Source organism: Paenibacillus sp. FSL R7-269, from assembly GCF_000517865.1.
Taxonomy (GTDB): Bacteria; Bacillota; Bacilli; order Paenibacillales; family Paenibacillaceae; genus Paenibacillus_AQ.
The window spans coordinates 84,319-109,270 of record NZ_ASPS01000027.1 but is presented as its reverse complement, the minus strand read 5'-3'; the positions used below and the strand labels follow the sequence as shown (position 1 = coordinate 109,270).

Below are 24,952 nucleotides of genomic sequence, written 5' to 3'. Positions count from 1 at the left end.
TTTATATATCATATCGACAAATCACGAATTGTACATTTAAAAATATTCAAAGGGGTTGTATCATTCTATGTCTGTAAGCTGGAAAGTGTATATTTTAGCCATTGTTAGTTTTTTGGTAGGGACGTCCGAGTATATTCTGTCTGGCATTCTAGATAAGGTGTCCATTTCACTTGGTGTTTCAGTTGCTGCAGCCGGGCAATTAATTACGATTTTTTCGCTAGTCTACGCTATATTCACTCCAATTCTTATGGCTGTAACCGCAGGTATAGATAGACGGAAATTAATCATGATGGGTCTAGGTTTGTTTGTGGTATCAAACATTCTCGCCGTTCTTTTGCCCGGGTATGGATTGTTTGTAGTTGCCCGCATTATTATGGCCATAGGCGCAGGGGTAGTGGTTGTTACCGCCTTAAACATTGCCGCGAAAATTGCCCCAGAGGGTAAACAAGCAAGCGCTATTGCAACGGTCGTAATGGGCTTTACTGCATCATTAATCATTGGCGTACCTCTTGGGCGCATTGCAGCGGATACGCTTGGCTGGAAATCTGTGTTCGGGGGAATCGCCCTTTTAGGGATTATCGCAATGATTATACTTTCTTTCGCCATTCCGCGTGTGAAGGGAGATGAACCTATTCCAATACGGCAACAATTACGTTTGCTACAAAAGCCTAAGGTCGCCTTGGGACTCTCGATTACCTTCTTTTGGCTTGGTGGATATTCGGTAGCATATACGTATCTTTCACCGTATCTGCTTGAAGTATCGGGCATAAGTGATAAATATCTCAGCGGTGCTTTGCTTATATTCGGAATAGCTAGTATGATAGGCTCCAAAATCGGTGGCTTGAGCACGGACCGGCGGGGGGTTAACCGAACCTTATTCAGCGGGTTGATACTCCATATTGTAATGCTGATCCTATTGTCTTTAGTAACGAATATACTCATTGGTGTAATGGTTGTGCTATTGTTGTGGTCCTTCTCCGCATGGTCCTCTGGTCCGACGCAGCAATATCATTTAACGACAATTGAACCCGAAGCCTCAGGTGTTATGCTTGGCCTTAATCAGTCTATGATGCAGCTTGCTATGGCAGCAGGTGCCGGTATAGGCGGAGTAGCTATTGAAGCAGTCTCGCTTGCATCTGTTACATGGATTGGTGCTGTTGGGGTTGGAATTGCTATAATCGCTACGCTCATTTTATATAGAATGAATTCTAAATCAGAGATGAATGTTCAACATCTAGTTCAAAACCAGTGAATGTTGCTAACCTTGCACAAATACATCTGGTGACAAAAAAGCGGTGGCCGGTTTTTTCCGGGCACCGCTTTTTTCAAAATATAAGAATTTATATGTTTCACGCTATAAATTATCCTTCTATTTCTCGCCGAAACGGTACCGTCCTATAAAAGGACAGCAAAGCCGTTTCCACTTGTCCTATTCCCCGACTCTATACCATAGTTCACAATATTCATAGCCATCTGCGCTTGTACCATACATCTCGAAATTACCGCCATCTAGAATCGTATAAGTTGAGGTTTGCAGCCATTCAGAGAAAATACGATTCTTCAAAGACCGCAAATCATACTTGCCGCTGCCGTTCCCATCATGGAGTGTTGAGAAAACGACCCACGTAGCTTCGGGAACATCAACCACAGTGTATCCGTTCACTTGGCTGCCTGGCGCTTTGTAGCACCCGATTAGATAAGGGAAGGTCGAGTTGCTTGTGAATGTATAGGCATCGAATGCAAAGACCGCTCCAAGTTCCTTGCTGAAATTGCCTTCGTCTCTCCAAGCCCCGCTTACTGACTGGGCTAAACGTTCCAATTCTCCATTCTTGCAGATATTTTGCCAAACCTCCGGGATCGTTACGCCCGCTTCATTCGTAATATTGTCGTAGTGGTAGATATCCTCCAGCCCATACACTTGAAAAGCATCCCGTTTCTCCATCCGGTAATTCATTCCGGTCACTCCCTTTAAGATGATTTGAAAGGAGATGCGGGGATAGGCTCTTAACTCACTTCCGGCATTGCGCGCTAATGTAGGCGTCATTCCATGCAGATTGTGAAACGCCCGGGAGAAGGCTTCCGGTGATTCATATCTGTACTTCAAGGCTATCTCCATCACAGTGTTCTTTCTGTCCTTTAGATCAAATGCAGCCAGCGTCAGTCTTCTGCGCCTGATATATTCGGATAACGGGACTTCAAGTACGAATGAAAACATACGTTGAAACTGGTAAACCGAACATAAGGCAATTTTAGCGATTTGATCGTAATCAATGTCTTGTTCCAGGTTGTCTTCAATATAGCTGATCGCCCGATTCATTCGCTCCAGCCACTCCACCGCAATTCCTCCTTTCGTAACAAGCATATCATCGGGTTGTAATCGTAGCCTGATTATCCATGCAGCATATTGTCAGGTGGTCATCCTTTGCATTAACTTCTCTATTATTATAAATATATCAAGTTGGTATTCAAACTGCTTTTACGTGTTCAGGCAGAGAAAGGTATGTCACAAAAATGACAATGCATCCCTGGGCGGTTTGTTAGATTTTAGTAGAGAGGCGCAACTGAGGCGGGGATTTGGAGTAATAAGAAAGATAATAAAATTATATGAAATAGAGGAAAAGAGAGGATGTCTGGGATGAAGACAGGTAAAAAAGTGTTGACAGCCTTACTGGCTGCGGGATTGAGCTTCGCTATGTTGACGGGGGTGAATCCGGGGAAGGTAGAGGCGGCGGCTAAGAAATATCCTGCACTGCTGAAAATCAACGATTATTATGTGCTCTATACAGCACCGAAGGCGCCATATGTGGATGCCAACTACCGGACGATGATCCCGCTTCGCTCAATCAGCGAGCTGATGGGGGCGAAGGTTAGCTATGATGCCAAAGCTAGAACGGCTGCCATCGAAAAGGATAGTGTAACGGTTAAGTTCACAATTGGTTCTAAATCTGTTTCGGTTAACGGGGTTGCCGGGTCGATGGACACGGTTCCGGTGATGGAGCAGAATTCGATGTTCATTCCGGTCAGTGTGCTCGCAGGACGTCTGGGCATTGTGAGCAAATGGGATCAGGCGAATCAGCTCTACACGCTGACGGGTGAAACCTTGATGCAGACGGATATCATCAAGTATTCTATAGAGGACATTGAGAAGGGCCCCTTCACTTCCCCACCGGGGACGATTATTAGCGACGATGCGTTCCGGCCCATTTCTTACACCTTTGACCCTGTAAAAGGCAGCTTCACGGTAAAGTCGAAGAATATAACAGGTAAGGATGTTCCTGAAGGGGCGGCGGATGTAGCAGCGTATATACTGTATGATGATCAATTGATTCAGTTGCCGGCGCAGAAGCGGGAAAGACCGGCTGTCCGTAAGGATGGAACAATTGAGGTTACCGTTAAAACCGAAACACCGAGTACTCCTGCTTATTTACTTGTAAAAGGGCGCCTGCTCGACCGCTCCGAGAATTAATTTCAATTTAGATTTTGAATCAGAGGTGAATCCGGTGAAGGACATGCTGGCGATCAAAAAGGCTGTAAGTACGCTCAGGGATGAGGAAGTTAAGTCATACTTGACGCAGATTCTGGCGGGGATAGGTGAGTTGAAGGAGCAGTACGGGCAGCTGGAGAGACCGCTGGAGGAGCATATGGCGGAGCCGGTTGCCGAATTGATTGAACAGTACTCATCATTGATGAGTCTTCCGGCACAGCGTGCCTTCTGGGACCCGGCTCCTGACAGCACCCATGTCCACATCCTCTGCGGCGACTCCTTCGGGGGCAGCATGAAGCAGGTGCTTAAAGAGTTTGGCTGGACGGATACCCATAAGCTGATTATTCTGCGGGAGAATTATGCTATAGGTCCGCTGGATCAGTTGGATACACCAGTGGGAAGGAAACTGCGCAGCGATTGGTTCCGCCAGCATATCCATGAATATTTTACGGTCTCTGATGAATGTGAAAGAGAGTATACTGAGCTGCTGGACAACCTGGAGCAGATTTCTGAGCAGGCCCAAATTGTAATCTGGACCGGGAGTAATGCATCCGAGCAGGCGGGGCTGCGTCTTGCGGTCCATCTGCTGGGGAACAGACAGAATGAGATTATAGTGCTTGATGCCGGGGCCATCTGTGAGAAGTTGTTCAACCAGCCACATGCTTTTATAAACTACTGTCATTCCGGTGAGATTCCGTCAGACAAGCTTAGGGAAGCGCTTCTGCGGATCGATGGGGGCAGCAGGCTGACTGCTACGGATATTGCGCGGTTATCTCAGGGTTGGCTGACGATTTCCGGGCAATCCGGCGTGCTGCGAATCTGGCGGGAGGATGCCTTGCTGGAAGTGCCCGCTGATTACTACGACAGCTATCTGCTGGAGAAGCTGGACTCGCTGGAGCCGCCGCCAGGGAATGATGGATTCCTGAAATCAGCCCGGCTGGTCGGAGAGGCGATCGGATACTGTGAGCAGTATATCGGTGATGCTTATTTCGAGCACAGGGTGAGGGAGCTGATCTACAGCGGTGTGCTGGAGATCAAGGGTGTTCCCACTGCGATGAGATTCTATAGCATCCGGCGTAAGAAAGGGTAAGATATAAAGGTATATAAGAAGCACTAGAGAATTTAACAAAAAGCAAAAGAAGCGGAGGGGAAGGCCAACCATGCAAACTTTATTTCGCTATAACTGGCAGGTCCGCGAGGAATGGTATCAATGGTGCGAGGAGCTGCCGGAAGAAGAACTGGTGAAGACACGGATTGGCGGAGTGGGCGGAATCCTGCAGACGCTAGTGCATATTGTGGATGTGGAATTAAGCTGGGTCCGGGATATGGAAGGTAAGCCGGATATCCGTTTAGACTTCACGGAGTACAACACTCTGCAGAGAATCAGAGAGGTAGACGCACGCTTCCGGCCGGAGGTGGAGTCCTTCGTAGTGGCCTGGAATGAGGAATTGGAACGGAGGATTCTAAGTGAGGATGGGCCGGATGGGCAGCTTACCCAGCATAGATGGGGCGAAGTCATGCGCCATGTTGCCGCGCATGAGATTCATCACATCGGCCAGCTCTCCATCTGGTCAAGGGAACTCGACCGTAAGCCAGTCTCCCCTAATCTGGTGCGCAGAGGTCTGGCTACGTATTTACCCGGCAGAGAATAAAGGGGGCTGCCGGTCTTGTTATAGTCTGGCGGTGTAGTCAGCCTCCCCCGACCTTCTACTCTATAGCTACAGCTCCGGCGGAAACCACAGATGGCGCAGATCGACCCAGCCCTGGCTGTTGAAGGTCACCCCGCGTACGGAGGGCAGATAGGCAGTCTCGGCAGGCCGTTCGTACAGAATATGCAGCTGGTGGTCACGGGTTAGAGTATCCTCAATCAACAGGAAGCCTTCCGCCCGGACGGCGGCGTCAGACTCCCGCGAGATCTGGCGCAGCCTGCCCTCAATGCCCGCACGGGTGCGCGGTTCGATGTGCTGCGAGAGGGTCAGATACAGATCGTACAGCCGGAGCTGCTCATCCTGGTCGCGGAGCAGCGAGAAGACGATCAGGTCGGACTTCAGGCGGATCGGGCCTTTGAATTCCTCCGGCGACACGGATAACACCTTGCAGGAATATCCATGCTGCGTTAGTCTTGCGGCGATGTATTCGGCATCCCCGGCATACTGCGGGATCGTGGCAATCTGCAAGACTTCAGCCGGAGGCGCTGCGAAATGCCGGAAGGGCACTCTCGGAGTTTCCTGCAGACAGGATAGCAGCTCGGCACGGAGAAGGGGATCGCTTAGCGGTCCCTTTTTCTTCGTGTTGCAGGTTACGAATTTGCGGACATAGGACTCGGAATGAATTCTGCTTAGAGAGTCTGCGCCCGCTGTGGACGGATTAGGGATGACATGGAAGGCAGAGCCGGTCTCTGAGGGCTCCCGGTCAAGGCTCCACGGGACATAGATAATCTCCACACGGTCCAGATGGGCCCGCCCCTGGAAGTAATACGGGAACACTTCCAGCACACAGGTGTCTTCATTCATCTCCACGACCTTGAACGGACCGGTGCCCGCCGGTCTGCGTCCAAACAGATTCTCTCCGATGGACTCCAGATCGCGTGGCACAATCGCCGCCCGGCTGGTGCAGAGGAAGGGAAGGAAGAGCTCATTCGGGTTCTTCAGCAGAATGCGGACGGTAGAGGCATTCAAGGCTTGGACCTCCTGAATCTCCTTGACAATATAACTGTACAGCATGCGCTGCGAGGTGGACATCATCCGTTCGAACGAGTAGACAACATCCTCCGCGGTCAGTACCTTACCGTGATGGAACAAGACCTCCTTCCGCAGATGAAAGGTCCAGGCCGTCCGGCTCCCGTCTGTCTCCCAGGCATGGGCCAGGCCGGGGATCACCTTGCCGCGTTCACCGCTGCGGCCGACCAGCCCGTCAAAAACATGGCTGGAGACAAACGACTCCGCCAGCAAATTCATATAGAGCGGATCGAAGGTATGGAGCTGCTGGGTGACCGGCAGCCGCAGCGTATCGATCCGCTTGTCGCTGTGCACCTCGGCATGATGCCCGAAGTAAGCGAGCAGCCAGCCTTGCAGCGTGTCCTGCAGCGATGAAGTTCGGGCATGTCCGCGGATGCCCTCCAGCGCACTGCTGATATCCTTGCTGCTTATGGCCTGCTTCATGGATTCCAGGGCAATGTCCTCGGCTGCCGCTAGGAATACCAGCTTGGAGCGCCGTCCCCGTCCCCGGCTGGGGGTCCAGGTGATCCAGCCGAGATCGGCCATTTTGCGGATCACATGCAATGCATTGCGGTGGGTGCAGCCAAGGGTCAAGGCCAGCTCGTCCAGGGTGATGGAGATCTCAGCCGGACCTCCATGCTGCGAATGCAGCTTCAGGAATTGACTGTGCAGCTTCATCTGGGATATTCTCCTCCTGCCTCAACATTAAAATAGGAAATTAATAATATTATATTTCTCTTTTTCTTCTTATTTTATCAGCTAGAATCAGGATATGACAGTAAAAAGATGGGGGAATTTACCATGGATGAACAAATGGTATCCAAACCGGGGCTTGGGCGTGTAGCCTTATTAGCCGCATTTCTGCTTGCGATTGTGCATCAGTACCTGTTCTACGGCAAAATGCCGGGGATCTCTTACCCGATTTTTGTCACATTGTTCTACGCCTTTATGCTCTATTTCGCCAAGGAGCGGCTTCGCAAGCAGACCTGGTTCAGCTATGTTTGGATGGCTTCTATTTTTTTGTTGTCCCTGACCTATATGCTGTTCGGCAACTGGTTTTTCTTTGCGCTTAATATCGTTGTTATTCCGGTGCTGATTCTATTACATATGACGTATATGCTTAGTTACCGCAAGCCCGCTTGGAGCGGAATCGCACTGATCGGCGCGGCCCTGGAGCATCTGTTCCCGCAAAGTCTGCGCAACTGGGCGACGGGACTGAGACTGCTGCGCCGGGGCAAAGGCGGGATACCGAATGAACGCAAGCAGGTATTGATGCGGGTGCTGATTGGCCTGCTGATTTCCGTGCCGCTGTTGCTGATCGTGATCTCGCTGCTCTCTACGGCGGACGGAGTATTCAGTCAGCTGCTGGCAGCGCTCCCAAGGATTTTTGACAATATTTCGCTGGGGGACTGGATCTTCCGGGGCTTGTGGGTTCTGCTGCTCGGGCTGGGCATGTTCGGCTTCGTCTGGGGGTTTGTACAGAGTAAATCCTATATCCGCACTCCACTGGCCAGTGAGTTTGATTCGATGGGACAGAAGCTGGTAGCAGCTGAAGCAGGGGACGAGGGTATTGGTCTTGATGACCCCGTCATTATCACTACTGTACTGACTGCAATCAATGCAGTGTACATGCTGTTTGTGAGTGTCCAGTTCTCGTATCTGTTCGGCGCCTGGGACGGGATTCTGCCGGAGAACAGTACGTATGCGGACTATGCGCGGAGCGGTTTTCTGGAGCTGATTCTGGTCACATCCATTAACTTCGCGATCTTGCTGCTGTCCTTACTGGCTGTGCGTAAAGCGGGCGGCATTCTGAAGCGGGTAATTCAGCTCCTGCTGTACATTCTGGTGTTATGCTCCATGATCATGCTGTATTCTGCGTACTCGCGGCTGACTCTGTATGAAGAGGCTTACGGTTATACCTACATCCGGTTCCTGGTGCATGCCTTCATGATCTTCCTCGGAATGCTGCTGGTGCTGGCGGCCGTGCGGATTAGCCGGGAACCCTTCCCGCTTCTCAAATGTTACATCGTGCTCGGCCTGCTCTCCTACGTGCTGATGAACTATATAGGAATGGATCATATCATTGCCCAGCAGAATATCCAGCGTTATGAAGCAAGCGGCACACTGGATGCCGGTTATCTGGCCGGACTCTCCGCAGATGTGGTTCCAGAGCTGATCAGGTTCAGCAAGCAGGAAAAGGGGATTCTGGACGAGGCGCTGCGCAGCAGACTGTCTGAACGTACTCAGCCTAAGCAGAGCTGGCCTTCGTTCAATCTGGCGAATCACCGGGAGCGTAGAGTGCTTGCGGAATATTTTGCAGGAGAGGTAGTGTACAAATAGCTTCCGGGCTTTGACTTGTGATACAGTAATTTCAGCAGAAATGACACAAGGAGAGAAGAAGCTCATGCAATCGATTATAAATCCGGAGGCGGTTCGAAGCCTTACCGAGCAGAATGGACTCACAGCCATGTTCAGCAGCAGCGCGATTGCCCAGATGGAGCTTCGGCGTTACAGCGGCGGGGAGGCCGTCTGCTCAGTGGGCGACCGGCTGGAGCATATGTTTTTCCTGATGCAAGGCAAGCTGAAGATTCATACGCTGCTGCCTAACGGCAAGTCCATGCTGGTCCGGTTCGCCCGGCCGATGTCGGTAATCGGGGATGTGGAGCTGCTGCGCCAGTATCCGGTCAAGAATGAGGTCGTCTCTGTAGGGGACAGCCTGCTGCTTGTCGCCGGAAGGAAGCTGCTGCTCCGGGAGATTGAAGACAATACTGCGCTGTTGCGCTTCCTGGTAGGAGAGTTGAGCCACAAAATGTACACGCTCGGCCAGACCTCAGCCATGAATGTGCTCTATCCGGTAGAGAACCGGTTCGCCAGCTACCTGATGTCGCTGTTCGCGGACAACACCGGCGCCCAGCGCGTAGAAGAGATTCGTACCTCCACACTGACAGAGACCGCCGATCTGCTTGGCACCAGTTACCGGCATCTCAACCGGGTGGTGCGCCGCCTGATTGAAGACGGAATTATTGAACGCAGGAACGGCCGATTGATTGTTCGGGATGAGGAGCGGCTGGCAAGGCTTGCGAACGGGAATTTGTACGATTGAACCGGATGATAGGAAGTCATTCAGAGAACCTCTATTTCTGCCTTGGCAGGGATGGGGGTTTTTCGTGTGATCAGTGCATTTCAGATTTATTTAAGTATTGTGATGTACGATACGTAGAGATTACATAGTAGAGCTTACATATCGAGTGGAGGTAGTTATCATGTCGAGCAGACTTAGAGGAATCCGGGCCAAAATCATGTTTGGTTTCGCCGCTGTTATTCTCGTGTTCATTCTCGCAATAACCGGCAGTACTATATTTCAGGGTAAGGTGACCATGCTTACAGATCAGATCAACCGTAATTACAGCAAGCTCTCGATGGTACAGAAATTAACCGATGAGATCCGGACGGCGGACGGCCTGGCCGCAAGGTATGTGATGAGTAATACCACTGAGGAGAGAACTGCCAATCTGACCGCCTATGAAGCCAAGATCCCGGAGATTACAGCCGCAGTTGAAGAGCTTAAGGGCGCCGGCCTGAATCAAGCGGAGCTTGCAGGAATTCAGAAGCTGGAGGGGGAGTGGGACAATTATCTGACGGTGCTGAAGAAGGCTTTTGCCTTGGCTAAGGAAGGGGATTTCCCGCAAGCGCAGAAGTCGTTCACAAGCCTCTCCCTTACGACTATTATCGATTCCCAGCTGGTGTTCGAGACGATGCTGCATGATGAAATTATGAAGGAACAGAGCCAGGCGGCTACCCACCGCAGCTCCTCGATGTTTACCAGCATGGGGGTGACAGGCTTATCCGTGGTGCTGGCTCTGCTGATCGCATTCGTATTGTCGGCAAGGATTCTGAAGCCGGTGAACGATGTGAACAGGCAGCTCCAGGAGATTGTGGGCGGCGATGCCGACTTAACCCGCAAGCTTAGTGTGCAGACGAAGGATGAGATCGGTGAGCTGGCCCGGAATTTCAATACAATGACCGATAATCTGGCAGCAATGATCACCCAGGTGAAGCTGTCGGCGAACGGTCTGGCGGCTTCTTCAGTGAAGCTGACCTCGGATAGCGGAGCGACCGCCGATACTACCGAGAAGATCGCCGGAATTATGGGTGAGGTCGCAAGCGGCGCGGGCATGCAGATGAATGATCTGCAGACCAACATGAACACCATTATTGAAATGTCGGACGGGATTCAACAGATTGCTGCCAGTGTACAGGATATCTCGGAAGCTTCTATGCATTCTTCAGATTATGCGGTGGCCGGGGATCTGTCTCTGCAATCTGCCGTCCGGCAGATGGAATCGATTAACGAATCCATTCAGTCATTATCGCAAAAGGTTATGGGCTTCGTGAATCGTTCACAGGATATAAGCAGCATTGTAGGGGTGATCAAGGGGATTGCCTCGGAGACGAATATGCTGGCACTGAATGCAACCATTGAAGCGGCCCGGGCCGGAGAGCACGGCAGAGGATTTGCTGTTGTAGCCGATCAAGTGCGCAGACTGGCCGAACAGTCCGCAGATTCCGCCAATCAGATTGCCGAAATGGCGACTGGAATCCAGGCCGATGCTGATCATGCAGTGAAGGTGATGAAGAACAGCATGAACGAAGTAATGGGCGGAACCAAGATCATAGAAGAGGCAGGGCAGTCTTTCAATGCCATCCGCCATTCGATTGATTCACTGGCGGGACAGGTCCAGGAGGTATCCGGTGCGGTAGAAGAAATCACGGCAGCGACGGAGGAGATTGTAGATTCCATCCGCACCGTTACGCATATCTCGGAGACCACCGCGGCAAGTACACAGCAAGTATCCGCCGCATCGCAAGAGCAGATGGCTTCAGTGGAACAGATCGCCTCTTCTGCCAGTGCACTTAGCATGCTGGCGCAAGGGCTGCAAGGTTTGGTAGCACGTTTTAATGTATAATTAGACGAAGCCCCTACCCTGAACGAGAGGGAGGGGGCTTCGTCTTGCTTTTTCGCTACTTTTTCATATATTCCCGGTACAGCTCTTCCAAAGTATCGTAACGCTGAAGCTGCCGTCCGACCCGGTGATATTCCTCCAGATAGTCGTCCATTGCCAGGAGGAACCGGTCCTTGAACAGGTCCAGATAGTCCACATCAAAATACTGCATAAGTTTGAACTTCCGCGTTCCCCGCGACTCGGTCATCTCATCCAGCAGACCCTGCGCTCCCATAGCGGCGTAAAAGGCGTAAGAGGCATCCTTACTTTCAACGCTGGAAATCACCTTGTTACGGTAGTTGCACCATAATTCCTCATAGGTTCCCTTTAGATTATCATAGGTGGGCACAGGCTGTTCCACATATTGCTGATGCAGCGCTTTGTGAAGCTCAAGGATGCTATTCAGCAGGAAACGGGAAGTGTTTCTGATCTCATCCACATTTTTTGCTCGGATCACATTCCAGTAGTTCGTCTCGAAATCCCCCGGAAGATGCCGGAAGGACTTCACCTCCTCCAGATAACGCTTCAGCCCTCTCTGAAAATACGTATTATTCATTTGCGACAAAGCGTTCACCAGATTATACACCATTTCGGCTGATGCCAGCCTGACTGCCCCGATCTCCTCATGAAGATATGCATTCGCATACTCCTGCTTCGCCAGATCAATCCACTTCTTGGCCCGCTCCAGGCATTCGCTTCCAATGGGCTTCGCCAGTGCATCCTGCGCCCGCTGCTGATAGGCTCTCAGCTTCTCCATATATTCCGGCTTCGCGCAGTAGAGCACCAGCAGATCGGTCAGACTGGAGATCATCGGACTCTCAAGCGCCGCCTGATCTTCAATCCGGGTCTCCCAAGGCGTGCAGTAGATATCATATCCGACATCCCCGAGAATGAAGCAGGATGAGATGTCCCAGCCTTCATTATTGTTATTGATGATGATCAGATCGAGATCGCTTTTGTCATGGAAATCCCCGGTTCTGAAAGAGCCCGTAAGTCCGATCACTGCAATCTCTTCCGGAAAATCCCGTTTGGCCCGCTCGATCACCATATTGATTAATTTTTCATTTTTGGATAATAATTCTTTCCTGGTACTTTCGTTCATAGCTGATTCCTCCTGCGTTGTGGCTTGTTGTTGTATTCATTGTAAAAGGATCTGGAGTCCTCGGGTATACCGACTTCGGTTAGGATCATTCTCTCCCTGATGCAAAATCGACAAGCAATACAGGTTAGCGATACAATAGAAGCTAAATCATGAAGACCGAGGCAGAAACAAAGGAGGCATACCCATGACGAATCGGGTAGTAAGCAATATTACAGAGCTGATCGGCGGCACGCCGGTTGTGCGCTTGAACCGGGTAACGGGATCTGCGGATGCGGAGCTGTATGTGAAGCTGGAGATGTTCAATCCCAGCGGCAGCGTCAAGGACCGGGCGGCCTATAATCTGATTCTCCAGGCGGAGCTGGACGGGCGGCTGCAGCCGGGCGGGACAATTATTGAGCCGACCAGCGGAAATACTGGAATTGGACTGGCGATGAACGCGGCAGCGAAGGGATATAAGGCTATCCTGATCATGCCGGATAATATGACGAAGGAACGGATCAATATCCTGAAGGCTTATGGGGCGGAAGTGGTGCTGACTCCGGCGGCGGAGCGCATGCCCGGCGCGATTGCTAAGGCGGTGGAGCTGGGACGGGAGATCCCCGGCAGCTTCATTCCGCAGCAGTTCGAGAATCAGGCGAACCCGGATATTCACCGCACCACCACCGCGCCGGAAATTCTGGAACAGATGGAAGGGCGGCTGGATGTCTTCGTTGCCACTTCCGGGACGGGCGGCACTATTACCGGAACCGGGGAGGCGCTGCGCGCACGACTGCCGGAGCTGCGCGTGGTTGTCGTGGAGCCGCAGGGTTCGCCGGTGCTGTCCGGCGGCCAGCCCGGGCCGCATAAGCTGGTGGGAACCAGCCCCGGCTTCGTGCCGGCGATTCTGAATACCGGCATCTACGATGAGATTGTGCAGGTATCCGATGAGGATGCCTTGGAGATGGTAAGAGAACTGGCCCGTACTGAGGGAATTCTGATCGGACCTTCCGGCGGAGCCGCAGTCTGGACGGCCTTGCAGGAGGCACGGCGCCTGGGACGGGGCAAGCGGGTGTTATGTATCGCGCCGGATACCGGGGAACGTTACCTCAGCATGGGGATTTTTGACTAAATCATATTGGAGGACCGCTATGAATCAAGCGAAGCGCAGTTTCAGGTACGGGGTAAGAGCGGCCGGAAGTCTTATTCTTACAGCAGCGATAGCCTCTAGTCTGACCGGGTGTGCCCGGACGAACAGCAATGATGCTACCAGCAGTGCAGCAGCTTCGGCAGGGCCGTCTGACGGCAGTCCATCACCAGCCGCACAGCCGACGGATAACCAGCCAAGTGCCGTTCCGGCAGCATCAGCGTCAGCTACGGCCTCCCAAGCCCCGGCTACCTTCCTTGACCCTGCCAAGCTGCAGCCAGTCTTCGGATTCGCTAGTGAGACCGGGAGTCATATTATCGTCACCAGGGAAGAGGAGGGAGCCGGAGAGCAGTTGAAGTCCCTGAACACTGCCATCGGGAACGGAGGTCAGGTGCTGGCTGTGAAGCTGGAGAAATGGCAGACGGGCAACGATAACAACAACGGACGGGAGCTGGCGAATAATATTCCGAATATGTCCGGTTATCTGTTCAAGGTAGAGGGTGACGCAGCGATGCGGGATGAGACCTATGTTCTGGTTGATTCTGCGGTCTTTCCGCAGGCAGCGTTGCTGGAGCTTCAGCCCGCCGACCCGGCAGGCCCGCAGCTTGCAGCCGGTGATCCGCTTCGTAAGAGTATAGCAGCCGTCAAAGGGCGGAAGATCCAGGCCGCCTGGAAGCTGGCCGGGCTGGGACCGGACAGACAGCTCTATCTGGTGCAGTTCGTAAGACAAGATAAGGATATGCTATTTAGCCTGGTGCTGGAGGAAGACGGGAAGCTCAGCTTCAAGGACTATCCTGCGGAGATTACGGATAATGAATATTCAGTCTGGCGTGTCGATGACGGCGGAGAGTTGAACCCGCAGATGTTCTCCCTGCTGTTCGCGGCACATACAGCAGAGGGGCTACTGCTTGGGCTGAACTGGTGGGGAGCGGAGGGTGTGAACAGCTTTTTCCTGAAGCAGGCAGGCAATGGCTTCACAGAGCTTGCGATCGAATATGGCCGCTATACCTCTCCCTTGTGAGCAGGGCGAACGGACAGCAAGGCTCCCCGTCACTTCTGGGTGACGGAGGAGCCTTGTCTGCCTGTCGTATAGATCGTCAGGATAGGCCGGATCAGCATATATCCCAGCACCCCGCCGAATGTATTTAGAAGAAGGTCATCCACATCAAACGTTCCAATATAGAATACGGCTTGCGAGCATTCCAGCACGGCGCTTAACGCGAAGGACCACAGCAGGACACCGGTGAAGGAGCCGCTGCCTTTTCCATTCGGGTTGAGCAGCACCAGGAAGATGCCATAAGGAATGAATAAGGCGATATTCCCCAGAAAATTAACGACGGTGCTTGTGCTGATATGGTGATAGGTATTGGTTAAGGTGGCCAGCGGGACCAGATTTGCGCGTTGCAGACTGGCGGCAATATGGTCCGGGCTGTGCTGAAGCTGCTGCCATAGAAACGGGAGATTCATCGAACCGAATTTGAACAAAATAATTTTAAACAAAATATACACGTAGACGGTAAACAGTACCTGTAAACCGTACTTTGTCTGCTTGTGTGCCTTATTCATTTTATATCACCGCTTTCTGTAGATTGTAATGTTATATGGCTTAGTCATTAAGGATAGACCGTCATAATCACACCGTTCATGTTATCGCCGGAGAACTCAATATGCTGGGCGTCAGGGGTGGGAACAGGAGTGTTCCCGTTAATTTCGATATAGGAAATCTGATATTCGACTCCGTTAACGGTAGTGGCAATCGACTTCTTCCCCTTAAGGAATTCAAGATATTCTTCCAGCGTGAAGTTCTTGTCGCGCATAATCACACTGTGCGGAAGTCCTACATATCTGAAATGCCAGGGCTCATACTTGATGCCGGTGATATCTGTTTTATCCTCAGGATAGCGCAGAATAAAGCCGTAATCCCATGCATGCTCCCGCAGCCATTGTCCTTCAGGGGCGCGGCTCATGGCCATTTGGGAGGAGCCGATGTCAAGCGACAAGCCCAGGTTATGCTCGCTGTATCCGGGCGGAAGAGCATAATCTGCTCCTTTTTCCTCATATAACTGCTTCTGCTTCTCATTGTCCCGGTAACCGCTGCTGATCAGGAAGCTGTTGATGTCATCCCCGGCTGCGGCATGTACCATCTTGGTGAATTTCTCTGCCACTTGCCTCGAGAGCAGCGTTTTGTGATCCAGCAGCAGGTAGCCGGAAGTCAGCTCCTCATAGTCGGTAAGCCTTACAATATCTGCGCTGACCCCCGAGGGCTGAACGGGATAATCCTTGTTGACCAGCAGCAGGTTCCCCTGATAGATCTGGCCCTTCGGGATCACGGTCAGAGTCTTCGAGCCATTATCTGCAGAGACTCGTATTGTCTTAATATTCAGGTCTGCCGTGGCATCCTCTTGATCCCTGGACATCCACTCATAACCGATCAGCAGGGCAATCACAATTACCACTAACCATTTCTTCATGTTCTCGTCCTCCTTGTTTCAATGACTTAAGCATAGAGGAGCGTGTTTAAATAGAAGTGGGGAAAAGATAAAGTTTTTCTTAAAATAGCTTGAAGTGTTCCAGCTTGAAATGTAAATGCAAAAAAACCGTCCTCCTAAAAGGACGGCAACACTGCACCTATCGACGGAGCATACTACTCGATCACACCCGGCAGACGGACCTCGAAGAGCGTGCGGATCGTGTCACTCTGTACGGAGATCGTCCCCTGATGCTGCTCGACGATATTTTTGGCAATGAACAGGCCCAGCCCGGTGCTGCTCTCCTGATGGGTCCGCGCCCGGTCGCCTGTATAGAACATATCGAACAGAAAAGGCAGATCCTCCGCCGGGATCATATCCCCGTAATTCATAACATGGACAACGATCGTCTCACCCTCCGGGTAGCAGCGGATATCGACATAACGGCCGTCTTTGCCGTAACGCACCGCATTGGTCAGCAGGTTCTCGAACACCCGGGCCAGCAGTTCCCCGTCCCCGGTGATTTTGAGCTGTGGAGTGATCTGGGTCCGGGCCGTCAGCCCGTTGTTCTCCAGCAGAGGATACAATTCCTCGTTCAGCTGGACCAGCAGCTCGCTCAGATCCAGGGGGCGCTGCTCCACGGTAAGCATGCCGTAGTTCATCCGGGTAATCTCGAACAGCTCGTCGATCAGCTTTTCCAGCCGCTGTGATTTGGTGTAGGCAATCGTGGTGTAATGCTTAACTTGTTCGGCGGTTAACTCCCCGTCCTTCAGCACCAGATCCAGGTAGCCGAGTACAGAGGTCAGCGGAGTCCGCAGATCATGAGCCAGATTGAGCACCAGCTTGTCCTTGCTGTTCTCCGCGAAGTCCCCGCGTTCCACCGCTTCCTCGAGTTTGTCTTTGGCTTGGTTAAGATCAGCGGCGATATCCTCGAATTCATCGTTAGAATGAATTTCGATCCGGCTTTTGAAATCCCCGTTAGCCAGCAGGCGGATGTGGTGCGAGATTTCTTTGAAATAGCGGGCATACGGCTTGGTGAACAGGAAGAAGAACAGCAGCGCCAGCGGAATGAAGAAGATCAGGAAGAAATTCAGGTCACCGAAATCGGCAATTAGGTAACGGAAGCGGGTCAGCTTGTCTTCATACTTCACCTGAGAGGTGTAATACATTTGCAGGCTTTTGTAGAGTACAAAGGTAATAACGCCGGAGCAGAGCATGCTGAGTACCAGCAGGGATATCATTTTGAAGCGGAAGCTGCGGACCAGATTAGCCATTGAACGTGTACCCAACTCCCCAGATCGTTTTGATCCATGTATTTTTACTCTGGTCTTCGCCCAGCTTTTTGCGCAGGGTGCGGATATGGACCATCACGGTGTTCCCGCCTTCATAATAAGCCTCACCCCAGATTTGCTGAAAAAGCTGCTCAGCGCTGAATACTTTCTTCGGGTAGCTGGCGAGCAAGTACAGGATATCGAATTCCTTCGGCGTCAGCTCCACGGGCTGTCCGTACAAGGTCACGGAACGACGGTCCGCATCGACGATCAGTCCCCCAGCTTCCACCACGGCCTTCTGCTCGGTAACCGGCTGGTTCAGCTTCATGGAACGTCTGAGCTGTGCGTTCACTCTGGCGACCAGCTCCATGGGATTGAAGGGCTTGGTCATATAATCGTCGGCGCCGATGACAAGCCCGGTGATTTTATCCAGATCCGAAGTCTTCGCACTCACAAAAATAATCGGCAGCCCATGCTGCTCCCGGATCTGCCGGGTCACCTCATACCCGTCCAGCCCGGGCATCATAATATCCAGAATCGCCAGGTCGATATGCCTGGACTGGATGACCTGCACCGCCGCCGGGCCGTTTGTAACCTTTATGGGGTGGTAGCCTTCTTTTTCCAAATGCAGTCCGATCAGATCGGCAATCTCGGGATCATCGTCGGCGATTAGAATCGTAATCCGTTTCATTTCATTATCTCTCCTAATAGTGTCAGCATGAATGTATACTTGATTGCATGTCATTCCTAGTGTACCCTATCGGATATGGTTTCGCTAACTGTTATGATAGGACGATGGGAGCTATGAAAGGAATGGATTAACTTTTAAATACTTAATTCTGTAACATATGCGGACGGGCATAGCCCTAAAGAGTCATGCCGGGGATCAACCGGAAATGGTAAAATAACGAACAGAAATTAGGGAGGGAACTGTGACGTATACCCGAATTAAAGTGCTTATCCTGCTGATTCCCACGGTTATGGTCGGTATCTGGGAATGGGTGAGACATCAGTTCCTGATGCCATACGTCTCTATGGACACGGGCAACTTCTTAACACCTGTATTGGTATTTCTCTTCAGTATTATGCTGCTGCTGCCGCTCTTTCGCCTCATGGAGCGCAATCAGCGGGAGCTGGAGCAGGAGCGGGCGGCCACCGGAGCGATGGAAGCACGGGAGGCGCTGGCCAAAGAGCTGCATGACGGAATGGCCCAGTCCCTGTTCCTTCTCTCCGTGCGGATAGACCGGCTGGAGCATAACCGCAAGGACGGCGGGATCAGCGCGGACAGTGTGGATCAGATCAAGAAGACCGTTCACGAGGTTAACCGTTATGTACGGCAGGCTATTGCCAATCTGAAGGTGCCGGTGAGCGGCGCGGAGAGCTTCTCACTGGAGCGTTCTATCCATGAGCAGCTGGCAGCCATAGCCGGAGAAGTTATGATCGAGGTATCCCTGGACTGGCATCTGGAAGAGCAGGCACTGACACCGGCCGAACAGGCAGAGCTGTTGTCCTGCATACGTGAAGCGATTATCAACGTGCGTAAGCACACACGTGCGGGCAGGGTGTCCGTATCGGGCCAAGGAAATGAGCACGGCTGGCGTGTAACCATTGCAGATGACGGCGCGGGAATTGAGCATGATGATCCTTTTGCAGTGAGCGGCAGCTATGGCCTGCAGATTATGAGGGAACGGTCCCGCAGTATGGGTTGGGCGCTTCAACTTCACTCAGGAGCGGAAGGAACAACTGTAGCAATTGTAAAAGGGGGTGCGCAGGATGGAACGCTGCCGGGTACTAATCGTCGATGACCATGCACATGCCCGCGAGGCAATGAGCGAGATACTGGCGCTGGATGAACGGTTTGAAGTGATTGGTGCGGTGGCCAGCGGAGCGGAGGCGATCGTCTGGACCGGGCAATGGATGCCGGATCTCATTCTGATCGATATCGAGATGCCGGGAATGGATGGTCTGGAGACCACGCGGCGCATTAAGCTGGAATATCCGTATGTCCGGATTGTCATCGTCACCGTGTCGGATGAGATCTCTTATCTGTTCGAGGCGCTTAAGCAGGGGGCGCAGGGGTACCTCCTGAAGAACCTGGCCCCGTCTACCTGGATCGAATATCTGCTGGCGATTGTAAGCGAAGAGGTGCCGCTTAGCCGGGAGTTGGCGTTCCAGATTCTGAAGGAGTTCGCGCTCACCTCCGTCAAGGAGGAGCGGGAGGCATTAACGGCGCGGGAGAAGGAGATACTGGGCTGTGTATCCTCCGGGTCCACCAATAAGGAGATTGCCGCCACCCTCGGGATTTCCGAGCATACGGTCAAGAATCACCTGAAGAACATCCTGCAGAAGCTTCAGCTTCAGAACCGCACACAGCTCACCAGATACGCCCTGGAGCAGGGGCTGGCTTCGCGGGAGCGGGATTTTCCGGGGAAGAGATAGACATACACAAGAGAGAAGGGGAGATTCCATTGAATAGAATATTTCGCAAAATAGCAGCACTGGCCGCACCGGCAGCCGCCGCATTACTGTTGTTCGCCGCCGTGGCGAGCGCCCACGTAACCGTTAGTCCAGCAGAGTCCAGCACGGGGGCCTGGGAGACATATACCCTGAAGGTACCATCTGAGAAAGAAAGCCCCACCGTCCAGGTGGATCTGCGGATTCCGGCAGGCGCGGAATTCAAGCAATACGAAGCCACTCCCGGGTGGGAGGTAACCGTGGACGGGAATAAAGTGAGCTGGATTGCCAAGGACGGCGGCATTCAGGCTGGACAGTTCCAGCGCTTCTACTTCACAGCCAAGAACCCCGACTCCGCAGGCAATATCGCCTGGGATGCCTACCAGCACTATGCCGATGGCAGCCTCGTGCAATGGTCCGGCGAACCCGGTTCGGAATCCCCGCATTCCATCACCGCCATCGCTGAAGCCTCCGGCAGCGCCGATGGCGGTCACGGCCACGGTGCCGCAGATATGTCCGGCAACGGCACCATGACCATGGACGAGCATCAGGCCATTGTGGAGAAGGAAGGCGCCAGCACCGGCACCTCGCCGATGCTCTACATTACCCTCGGCATCTCCCTGGTCTCCTTCCTGCTGGCAGCGATAGCTCTGCTTCGGGGGAAGCAGGAGTAGGCTGGAATGATTTGTATTGTATGGAGAGACCCCCGCAGCAGATGTGAAATCACATCTGCTGCGGGGTTGTTTGTTTTTGTATGGGTGCGAGAAGCTGGCCCGGACTATTGTCTGTTGCACAGGATGCGAGCAATTGTGAATGGATAGAGGAGCTAACTATATACCAATTCCAGCAACTTTTATTATAATTACATATACTGGGCTCTAATACATAAAAATTCGCCTTAAGTTAAGCTTGAATCTATCCGCGATAGGAGGAATCGTTTATGTTTGATGATATTGATTTTTCACCGGGTATAATTACTTATAATGAAACGAGGGACTTGGATCAAGAGGATATATTTCAAGTCAGTTATTTCGAAGGGAAATATACTCTTGATGTTGGTTGGTATAGAAATGAGTTCGCGGTATATGTAATTAAAGCTTTCGATCGGGAGAATCCAATGTTAGAAAAGCGTTGTACAGAAGTGGATATGCTACATGAACTGGTTCAGGAATGCTCCGTATATGTTGGAGATATTCTAAGCCGCTAATTCAGTTAGGTTTATTACTTAAAATTCTACCATAAAGGAGCCCCCCAAAAATGTCCCTATCCCGACAACAACTAATCGCATTCGTAACCAAAATTGTGAACGCCGAAGGAACAGAGGCCGAGCTGGATGAGTGGCTGGAGGTCGTAGCGAGCAATGTAGCTCATCCCGGCGTGAGTGATCTGATTTTCTGGAATGAGCCGGAGCTGACACCGGAGGAGATTGTAGATGCTGCGCTGGGTTATCAGCCGATTGTGCTGCCGCCCCCAATAGAGAACTAGCACTAGAACTGCCTTGCGATTGCTGATCGTGAGGTTTTTTCATAATATGGAACACTTAAATCCCCAATTTCGTCAAGTGTGAAAATGGTGCGCTAATTGCTGACAAAATTCCCGCAGAATCAACCGTTTTCTCTCACAGCATGGGCGAAATCCGCTCTATAATGGAAGCGTTACCAAAGTATGCTTGGGGAGGTAAGGATCATGAGTCGAAAACGTATCCGTAGACTAGGAATACTCGTCCTACTGACAGCGATGTCAGGCTCTTTGTTTAACGTTGCTCCCGCTGTAACCCATGCCGCAGCCAGTGAAGACTACAGCTGGAACAGTGTGGTTACCGGTGCGGGCGGCGGTTTTGTGCCGGGGATTATTTTCAACCAGACGGAACCGAATCTGATCTATGCGCGGACGGATATTGGCGGGGCTTACCGCTGGAATGAGGCGGACGGTAGCTGGATTCCGCTGAATGACTCGGTCGGCTGGGTGGACTGGAACAAGAACGGCGTAGACGCGCTGGCTACCGATCCGGTTGATCCGGATAAGGTGTATATGGCAACCGGGACGTACACGAATTCCTGGGATGGCAATGGTCAAATTATGCGTTCCAGCGACCGTGGGGATACCTGGCAGTCTACGGCGCTTCCCTTCAAGGTTGGCGGTAATATGCCTGGACGTTCAGCCGGGGAACGGCTGGTGATTGACCCGAATAAGAACAGCATTCTGTTCTTCGGGGCGCGTAGCGGGAACGGTCTGTGGAAGAGTGTGGACTCAGGCGTGACCTGGTCTAAGGTTACCTCCTTCACTAACGTAGGGACGTATGTCCAGAATCCGGCGAATGAGTATCAGAGTGATATCGTGGGCTTGTCCTGGATTACTTTTGATAAAAGTACGGGCTCTGCCGGACAAGCTACCCAGACCATCTATGTCGGCGTCGCGGATACCGCCAAAAGTGTGTTCCGCAGCACAGATGGAGGTGCAACCTGGTCAGCGCTGCCGGGTCAGCCGGTAGGCCTGCTTCCGCATCATGGGGAGCTGTCGGCAACCGGCGATCTGTACCTTACCTACAGTGACGGGGTCGGGCCGTATGACGGACGCAAGGGTGAAGTCTGGAAATATAACACAACCAGTGGCGTCTGGAAAAACATCAGCCCGTCAACCGGAGCTGACAACTTCTACGGCTTCGGGGGACTTGCGCTGGATGCCCAGCATCCGAATACGCTTATGGTCGCCAGCCTCAATGCCTGGTGGCCGGACGAGGTGATCTTCCGCAGTAAGGATGGCGGAGAGACCTGGAGCCGGATCTGGGATTGGGGCTTCTATCCGGAGCGCAACTACAAGTTCGAGATGGATATCACAGCGGCGCCGTGGCTCAATCTTGGGCTGACTTCGAGCTCGCTTGATCCTGCACCGAAGATGGGCTGGATGATGGGGGACCTTGAGATTGACCCGTTCAACTCGGACCGGATGATGTACGGCACGGGTGCTACGATCTACGGTACGAATAACCTCGGAGCCTGGGACACCGGCGGCAAGGTCAAGATATCCGTGATGGCCAAAGGGGTAGAAGAGACCGCAGTGCTCGGGCTGATCAGCCCGCCGGCGGGTGCCCACCTGATTACCGCGCTTGGCGATGTGTCCGGCTTCCGGTATGAGGATCTGACAGCGGCACCCGTCAAGTTCCAGACCAGCCCTTCCTGGGCCAGCACGAACAGTATCGATTATGCGGAGCTGGACCCGGCCTATGTTGTCCGTGTCGGCGGTGTGGACAAAGAGAAATATCCGAACAGTAAGTCGATCGGGATTTCGAATGACAACGGCAAGAACTGGTATATGCCGAACGCTGAGCCCTCGAACGGAGGGACAACCACGGTTGGGCAAGGCCAGGTAGCTGTATCTGCGAGCGGCAATGCGCTTTTATGGAGTACGTCAGACATCGGGGTCTATTATTCCAAGACCGGCGGCAATGCCTGGACCGCAAGCAGCGGCGTACCTGCCGGAGCGAAGATTGCCTCGGACCGGGTGAATCCGAATAAATTCTATGGCTTCTATGAGGGCAAGCTCTATGTCAGCACGGATAGTGGAGCTACCTTCACTGCTACGGCAGCCACCGGCTTGCCTGCCAATAACGTGAACGGCCTGCAGCCCAGCCAGGCACAGGTCAGTCTTAAGGCAATGCCAGGCGTTGAAGGAGATATCTGGTTTGCCGGAGGACATCCGCAGGATAAGTATGGCATATGGCATTCTACCAACTCAGGTGCCAGCTTCACGAAGCTGAGCAATGTGGAGGAAGCGGACCTGATCGGGTTCGGTAAGGCTGCGCCGGGTGAGAATTACATGGCACTCTATACGGTAGCCCAGATTGATGGTGTTAGAGGAGTCTTCCGTTCGGATGACGCCGGAGCCAGCTGGGTGCGGATTAATGATGATAATCATCAGTATGCCAGAATTAATATGGCGATTACCGGAGATCCGCGCGTCTATGGCCGTGTCTATCTCGGAACCAATGGCCGCGGGACTTTATATGCTGATCCGGTGAACCCTCCGGCAGCAGGCTCCGTCATTACGCCGGTCACTGCCAGCTTCGATAAGAAGACGGGGAATCAGAGCGACGTTGAAGTGGCAATGACCCTGAACGGAAATACTCTGGATTCCATAACCAATGGAGCAACTGCACTAACTGCTGGCACGGATTATACAGTCAGCGGTTCAACGGTAACGATTCATAAGGCTTATCTGGCAGCACAGCCCATCGGAGCAACAACCCTAACCTTCCATTTCAGTGCCGGAGCTGCGAAGACCTTAACGGTTACGGTGGCAGATACGACATCAACGGCTAATGATTCAACCCTCACACCAGTCACTGCCAGCTTCGACAAGAAGACGGGCAATCAGAGCGACATCGAAATAGCGATGACCTTGAACGGGAATACTTTAACTTCTATTAAAAACGGCCCGGCAGTATTAACCGCCGGAACGGATTATACAGTGAGCGGATCGGTTGTAACGATCCGCAAGGCCTATCTGGCAGCACAGGCTGTGGGAACAACCACGCTGAGCTTCCAGTTCAGTGCAGGCGCACCGCAGAGCCTGGCGGTCATGGTGACAGATACGACAACGCCGGTGGACGGCGGTCTGAAGGTCCAGATGTTCAATAGCAGCACCGTTAATGCTGTCAATGCCCTCAGCCCGCGGATCAAGCTTGTGAATACCGGTACTGCTGCGGTCTCCCTCGCTGATGTGAAGCTCAGATATTATTACACCAGTGATGGCGAGCAGGCCCAGAATTTCTTCTGTGACTGGTCCCAGGTAGGGAGCGCCAATGTGACAGGGACGTTCGTGAAGCTGCCAGCAGCCTTGAGCGGCGCGGACCATTACCTGGAGCTGGGCTTCACAGCAGCAGCAGGCTCGCTTGCTCCGGGAGCCAGTATCGATATTCAGATGCGGGCCTCCAAGGCAGATTGGAGCAATTACTCCCAGACCGGCGATTATTCCTTCAATCCAGCGGGCACAGCTCCTGCGGATTGGGCCAAGCTGCCGGCTTACATCTCCGGCAGTCTGGTATGGGGGATTGAGCCTTTGTAGAATGAACGGCAGCCCATGCACAATTGCATGGGCTGCCAGTTTTTAGTCTAGGGCATTGAACACATATAAACCTCTATCGTTGATCAGTACATCAACAATAGAGGTTTATATTGTTACCACTATACCCATGTTAGTCTCAGACTCCTTATCCTATCCTTTGTTCTCAGCCGGGTAGAAATGGTCCGAGGCGGCAGTATATTTGCCTATCCTGCACATTCAAACTGATCTCAACTGATCCGCTTACCACGATAGGATGGGATTGTGAA

22 protein-coding genes are annotated in these 24,952 nt (G+C 52.4%); 15 read left to right on the top strand and 7 right to left on the bottom strand.

Going from position 1 to position 24,952, the window contains the following annotated elements:
• Positions 1–67 precede the first annotated feature (67 nt).
• Positions 68–1,252, top strand: a complete 1,185-nt coding sequence (locus C162_RS13980) for an MFS transporter (protein ID WP_036695084.1) — start codon at positions 68–70, stop codon at positions 1,250–1,252.
• 177 nt (positions 1,253–1,429) lie between these two features.
• Here C162_RS13980 and C162_RS13975 read toward each other — a convergent pair whose 3' ends face one another.
• Entirely contained in the window at positions 1,430–2,335 is a 906-nt protein-coding gene (locus C162_RS13975; protein ID WP_036695083.1) for an AraC family transcriptional regulator, read from the bottom strand.
• A gap of 300 nt (positions 2,336–2,635) precedes the next feature.
• On the opposite strand from C162_RS13975, the gene C162_RS13970 reads away from it, so the two are divergent.
• From C162_RS13970 to C162_RS13960, 3 genes are all read left to right on the top strand, one after another.
• Positions 2,636–3,466 carry a copper amine oxidase N-terminal domain-containing protein gene (locus tag C162_RS13970; protein WP_036695082.1) on the top strand — a complete coding sequence of 277 codons (831 nt, stop codon included), beginning with the start codon at positions 2,636–2,638 and terminating at the stop codon, positions 3,464–3,466.
• Between the two features lie 43 nt (positions 3,467–3,509).
• Entirely contained in the window at positions 3,510–4,574 is a 1,065-nt protein-coding gene (locus C162_RS13965) for a DUF1835 domain-containing protein (protein ID WP_084648924.1), read from the top strand.
• Positions 4,575–4,644: 70 nt separating this feature from the next.
• On the top strand, positions 4,645–5,136 hold the full coding sequence (locus C162_RS13960) for a DinB family protein (RefSeq protein ID WP_036695081.1): 492 nt from the start codon (positions 4,645–4,647) through the stop codon (positions 5,134–5,136).
• A 66-nt stretch (positions 5,137–5,202) separates the two neighbouring features.
• On the opposite strand, the gene C162_RS13955 is transcribed toward C162_RS13960, so the two are convergent.
• Positions 5,203–6,879, bottom strand: coding sequence for an ABC transporter substrate-binding protein (locus C162_RS13955; RefSeq protein WP_036695080.1), 1,677 nt, complete (start codon positions 6,877–6,879; stop codon positions 5,203–5,205).
• Between the two features lie 123 nt (positions 6,880–7,002).
• Between C162_RS13955 and C162_RS13950 the strand changes: the two genes are divergently transcribed.
• The 3 genes from C162_RS13950 to C162_RS13940 all read left to right on the top strand — a co-directional run bounded on the left by C162_RS13950 (position 7,003) and on the right by C162_RS13940 (position 11,168).
• Positions 7,003–8,541: a DUF4153 domain-containing protein gene (locus C162_RS13950; protein ID WP_036695079.1), complete on the top strand. Its 1,539-nt coding sequence runs from the start codon at positions 7,003–7,005 to the stop codon at positions 8,539–8,541.
• A 64-nt stretch (positions 8,542–8,605) separates the two neighbouring features.
• A complete protein-coding gene (locus tag C162_RS13945; RefSeq protein ID WP_036695078.1) occupies positions 8,606–9,304 on the top strand; it encodes a Crp/Fnr family transcriptional regulator in 699 nt (232 codons plus the stop codon).
• Positions 9,305–9,464: 160 nt separating this feature from the next.
• Positions 9,465–11,168 carry a methyl-accepting chemotaxis protein gene (locus C162_RS13940; protein WP_051493485.1) on the top strand — a complete coding sequence of 568 codons (1,704 nt, stop codon included), beginning with the start codon at positions 9,465–9,467 and terminating at the stop codon, positions 11,166–11,168.
• 55 nt (positions 11,169–11,223) lie between these two features.
• On the opposite strand, the gene C162_RS13935 is transcribed toward C162_RS13940, so the two are convergent.
• Positions 11,224–12,306, bottom strand: coding sequence for a nucleotidyltransferase domain-containing protein (locus C162_RS13935; protein ID WP_036695077.1), 1,083 nt, complete (start codon positions 12,304–12,306; stop codon positions 11,224–11,226).
• A 184-nt stretch (positions 12,307–12,490) separates the two neighbouring features.
• Here C162_RS13935 and cysK point away from each other — a divergent pair, with 184 nt between their 5' ends.
• Both cysK and C162_RS13925 read left to right on the top strand, forming a co-directional pair.
• Positions 12,491–13,414: a cysteine synthase A gene (gene cysK, locus C162_RS13930; protein WP_036695076.1), complete on the top strand. Its 924-nt coding sequence runs from the start codon at positions 12,491–12,493 to the stop codon at positions 13,412–13,414.
• A 19-nt stretch (positions 13,415–13,433) separates the two neighbouring features.
• Entirely contained in the window at positions 13,434–14,450 is a 1,017-nt protein-coding gene (locus C162_RS13925; RefSeq protein WP_036695075.1) for a hypothetical protein, read from the top strand.
• A 29-nt stretch (positions 14,451–14,479) separates the two neighbouring features.
• Here C162_RS13925 and C162_RS13920 read toward each other — a convergent pair whose 3' ends face one another.
• The 4 genes from C162_RS13920 to C162_RS13905 all read right to left on the bottom strand — a co-directional run bounded on the left by C162_RS13920 (position 14,480) and on the right by C162_RS13905 (position 17,859).
• Positions 14,480–14,995 carry a VanZ family protein gene (locus tag C162_RS13920; protein ID WP_036695074.1) on the bottom strand — a complete coding sequence of 172 codons (516 nt, stop codon included), beginning with the start codon at positions 14,993–14,995 and terminating at the stop codon, positions 14,480–14,482.
• 47 nt (positions 14,996–15,042) lie between these two features.
• On the bottom strand, positions 15,043–15,900 hold the full coding sequence (locus tag C162_RS13915; RefSeq protein WP_036695073.1) for a D-Ala-D-Ala carboxypeptidase VanY: 858 nt from the start codon (positions 15,898–15,900) through the stop codon (positions 15,043–15,045).
• A gap of 173 nt (positions 15,901–16,073) precedes the next feature.
• Positions 16,074–17,171, bottom strand: coding sequence for a HAMP domain-containing sensor histidine kinase (locus C162_RS13910; protein ID WP_036695071.1), 1,098 nt, complete (start codon positions 17,169–17,171; stop codon positions 16,074–16,076).
• Positions 17,164–17,859, bottom strand: a complete 696-nt coding sequence (locus tag C162_RS13905; protein ID WP_036695070.1) for a response regulator transcription factor — start codon at positions 17,857–17,859, stop codon at positions 17,164–17,166. The genes C162_RS13910 and C162_RS13905 overlap by 8 nt, the downstream gene beginning before the upstream one ends.
• A gap of 241 nt (positions 17,860–18,100) precedes the next feature.
• On the opposite strand from C162_RS13905, the gene C162_RS13900 reads away from it, so the two are divergent.
• From C162_RS13900 to C162_RS13875, 6 genes are all read left to right on the top strand, one after another.
• Positions 18,101–18,973 (top strand): sensor histidine kinase, encoded by an 873-nt coding sequence (locus C162_RS13900; RefSeq protein ID WP_036695069.1) that lies wholly within the window; start codon positions 18,101–18,103, stop codon positions 18,971–18,973.
• Entirely contained in the window at positions 18,942–19,607 is a 666-nt protein-coding gene (locus C162_RS13895) for a response regulator (RefSeq protein WP_036695068.1), read from the top strand. Before C162_RS13900 ends, C162_RS13895 begins: the two co-directional genes overlap by 32 nt.
• Positions 19,608–19,636: 29 nt before the next feature.
• Positions 19,637–20,296: a DUF1775 domain-containing protein gene (locus tag C162_RS13890; protein ID WP_051493483.1), complete on the top strand. Its 660-nt coding sequence runs from the start codon at positions 19,637–19,639 to the stop codon at positions 20,294–20,296.
• A 266-nt stretch (positions 20,297–20,562) separates the two neighbouring features.
• Positions 20,563–20,829 (top strand): hypothetical protein, encoded by a 267-nt coding sequence (locus C162_RS13885; RefSeq protein WP_051493482.1) that lies wholly within the window; start codon positions 20,563–20,565, stop codon positions 20,827–20,829.
• 50 nt (positions 20,830–20,879) lie between these two features.
• Positions 20,880–21,107 carry a bacteriocin immunity protein gene (locus C162_RS13880; protein WP_036695067.1) on the top strand — a complete coding sequence of 76 codons (228 nt, stop codon included), beginning with the start codon at positions 20,880–20,882 and terminating at the stop codon, positions 21,105–21,107.
• Between the two features lie 201 nt (positions 21,108–21,308).
• Positions 21,309–24,686 carry a X2-like carbohydrate binding domain-containing protein gene (locus C162_RS13875; RefSeq protein WP_051493480.1) on the top strand — a complete coding sequence of 1,126 codons (3,378 nt, stop codon included), beginning with the start codon at positions 21,309–21,311 and terminating at the stop codon, positions 24,684–24,686.
• The last annotated feature ends 266 nt before the right edge of the window (positions 24,687–24,952 follow it).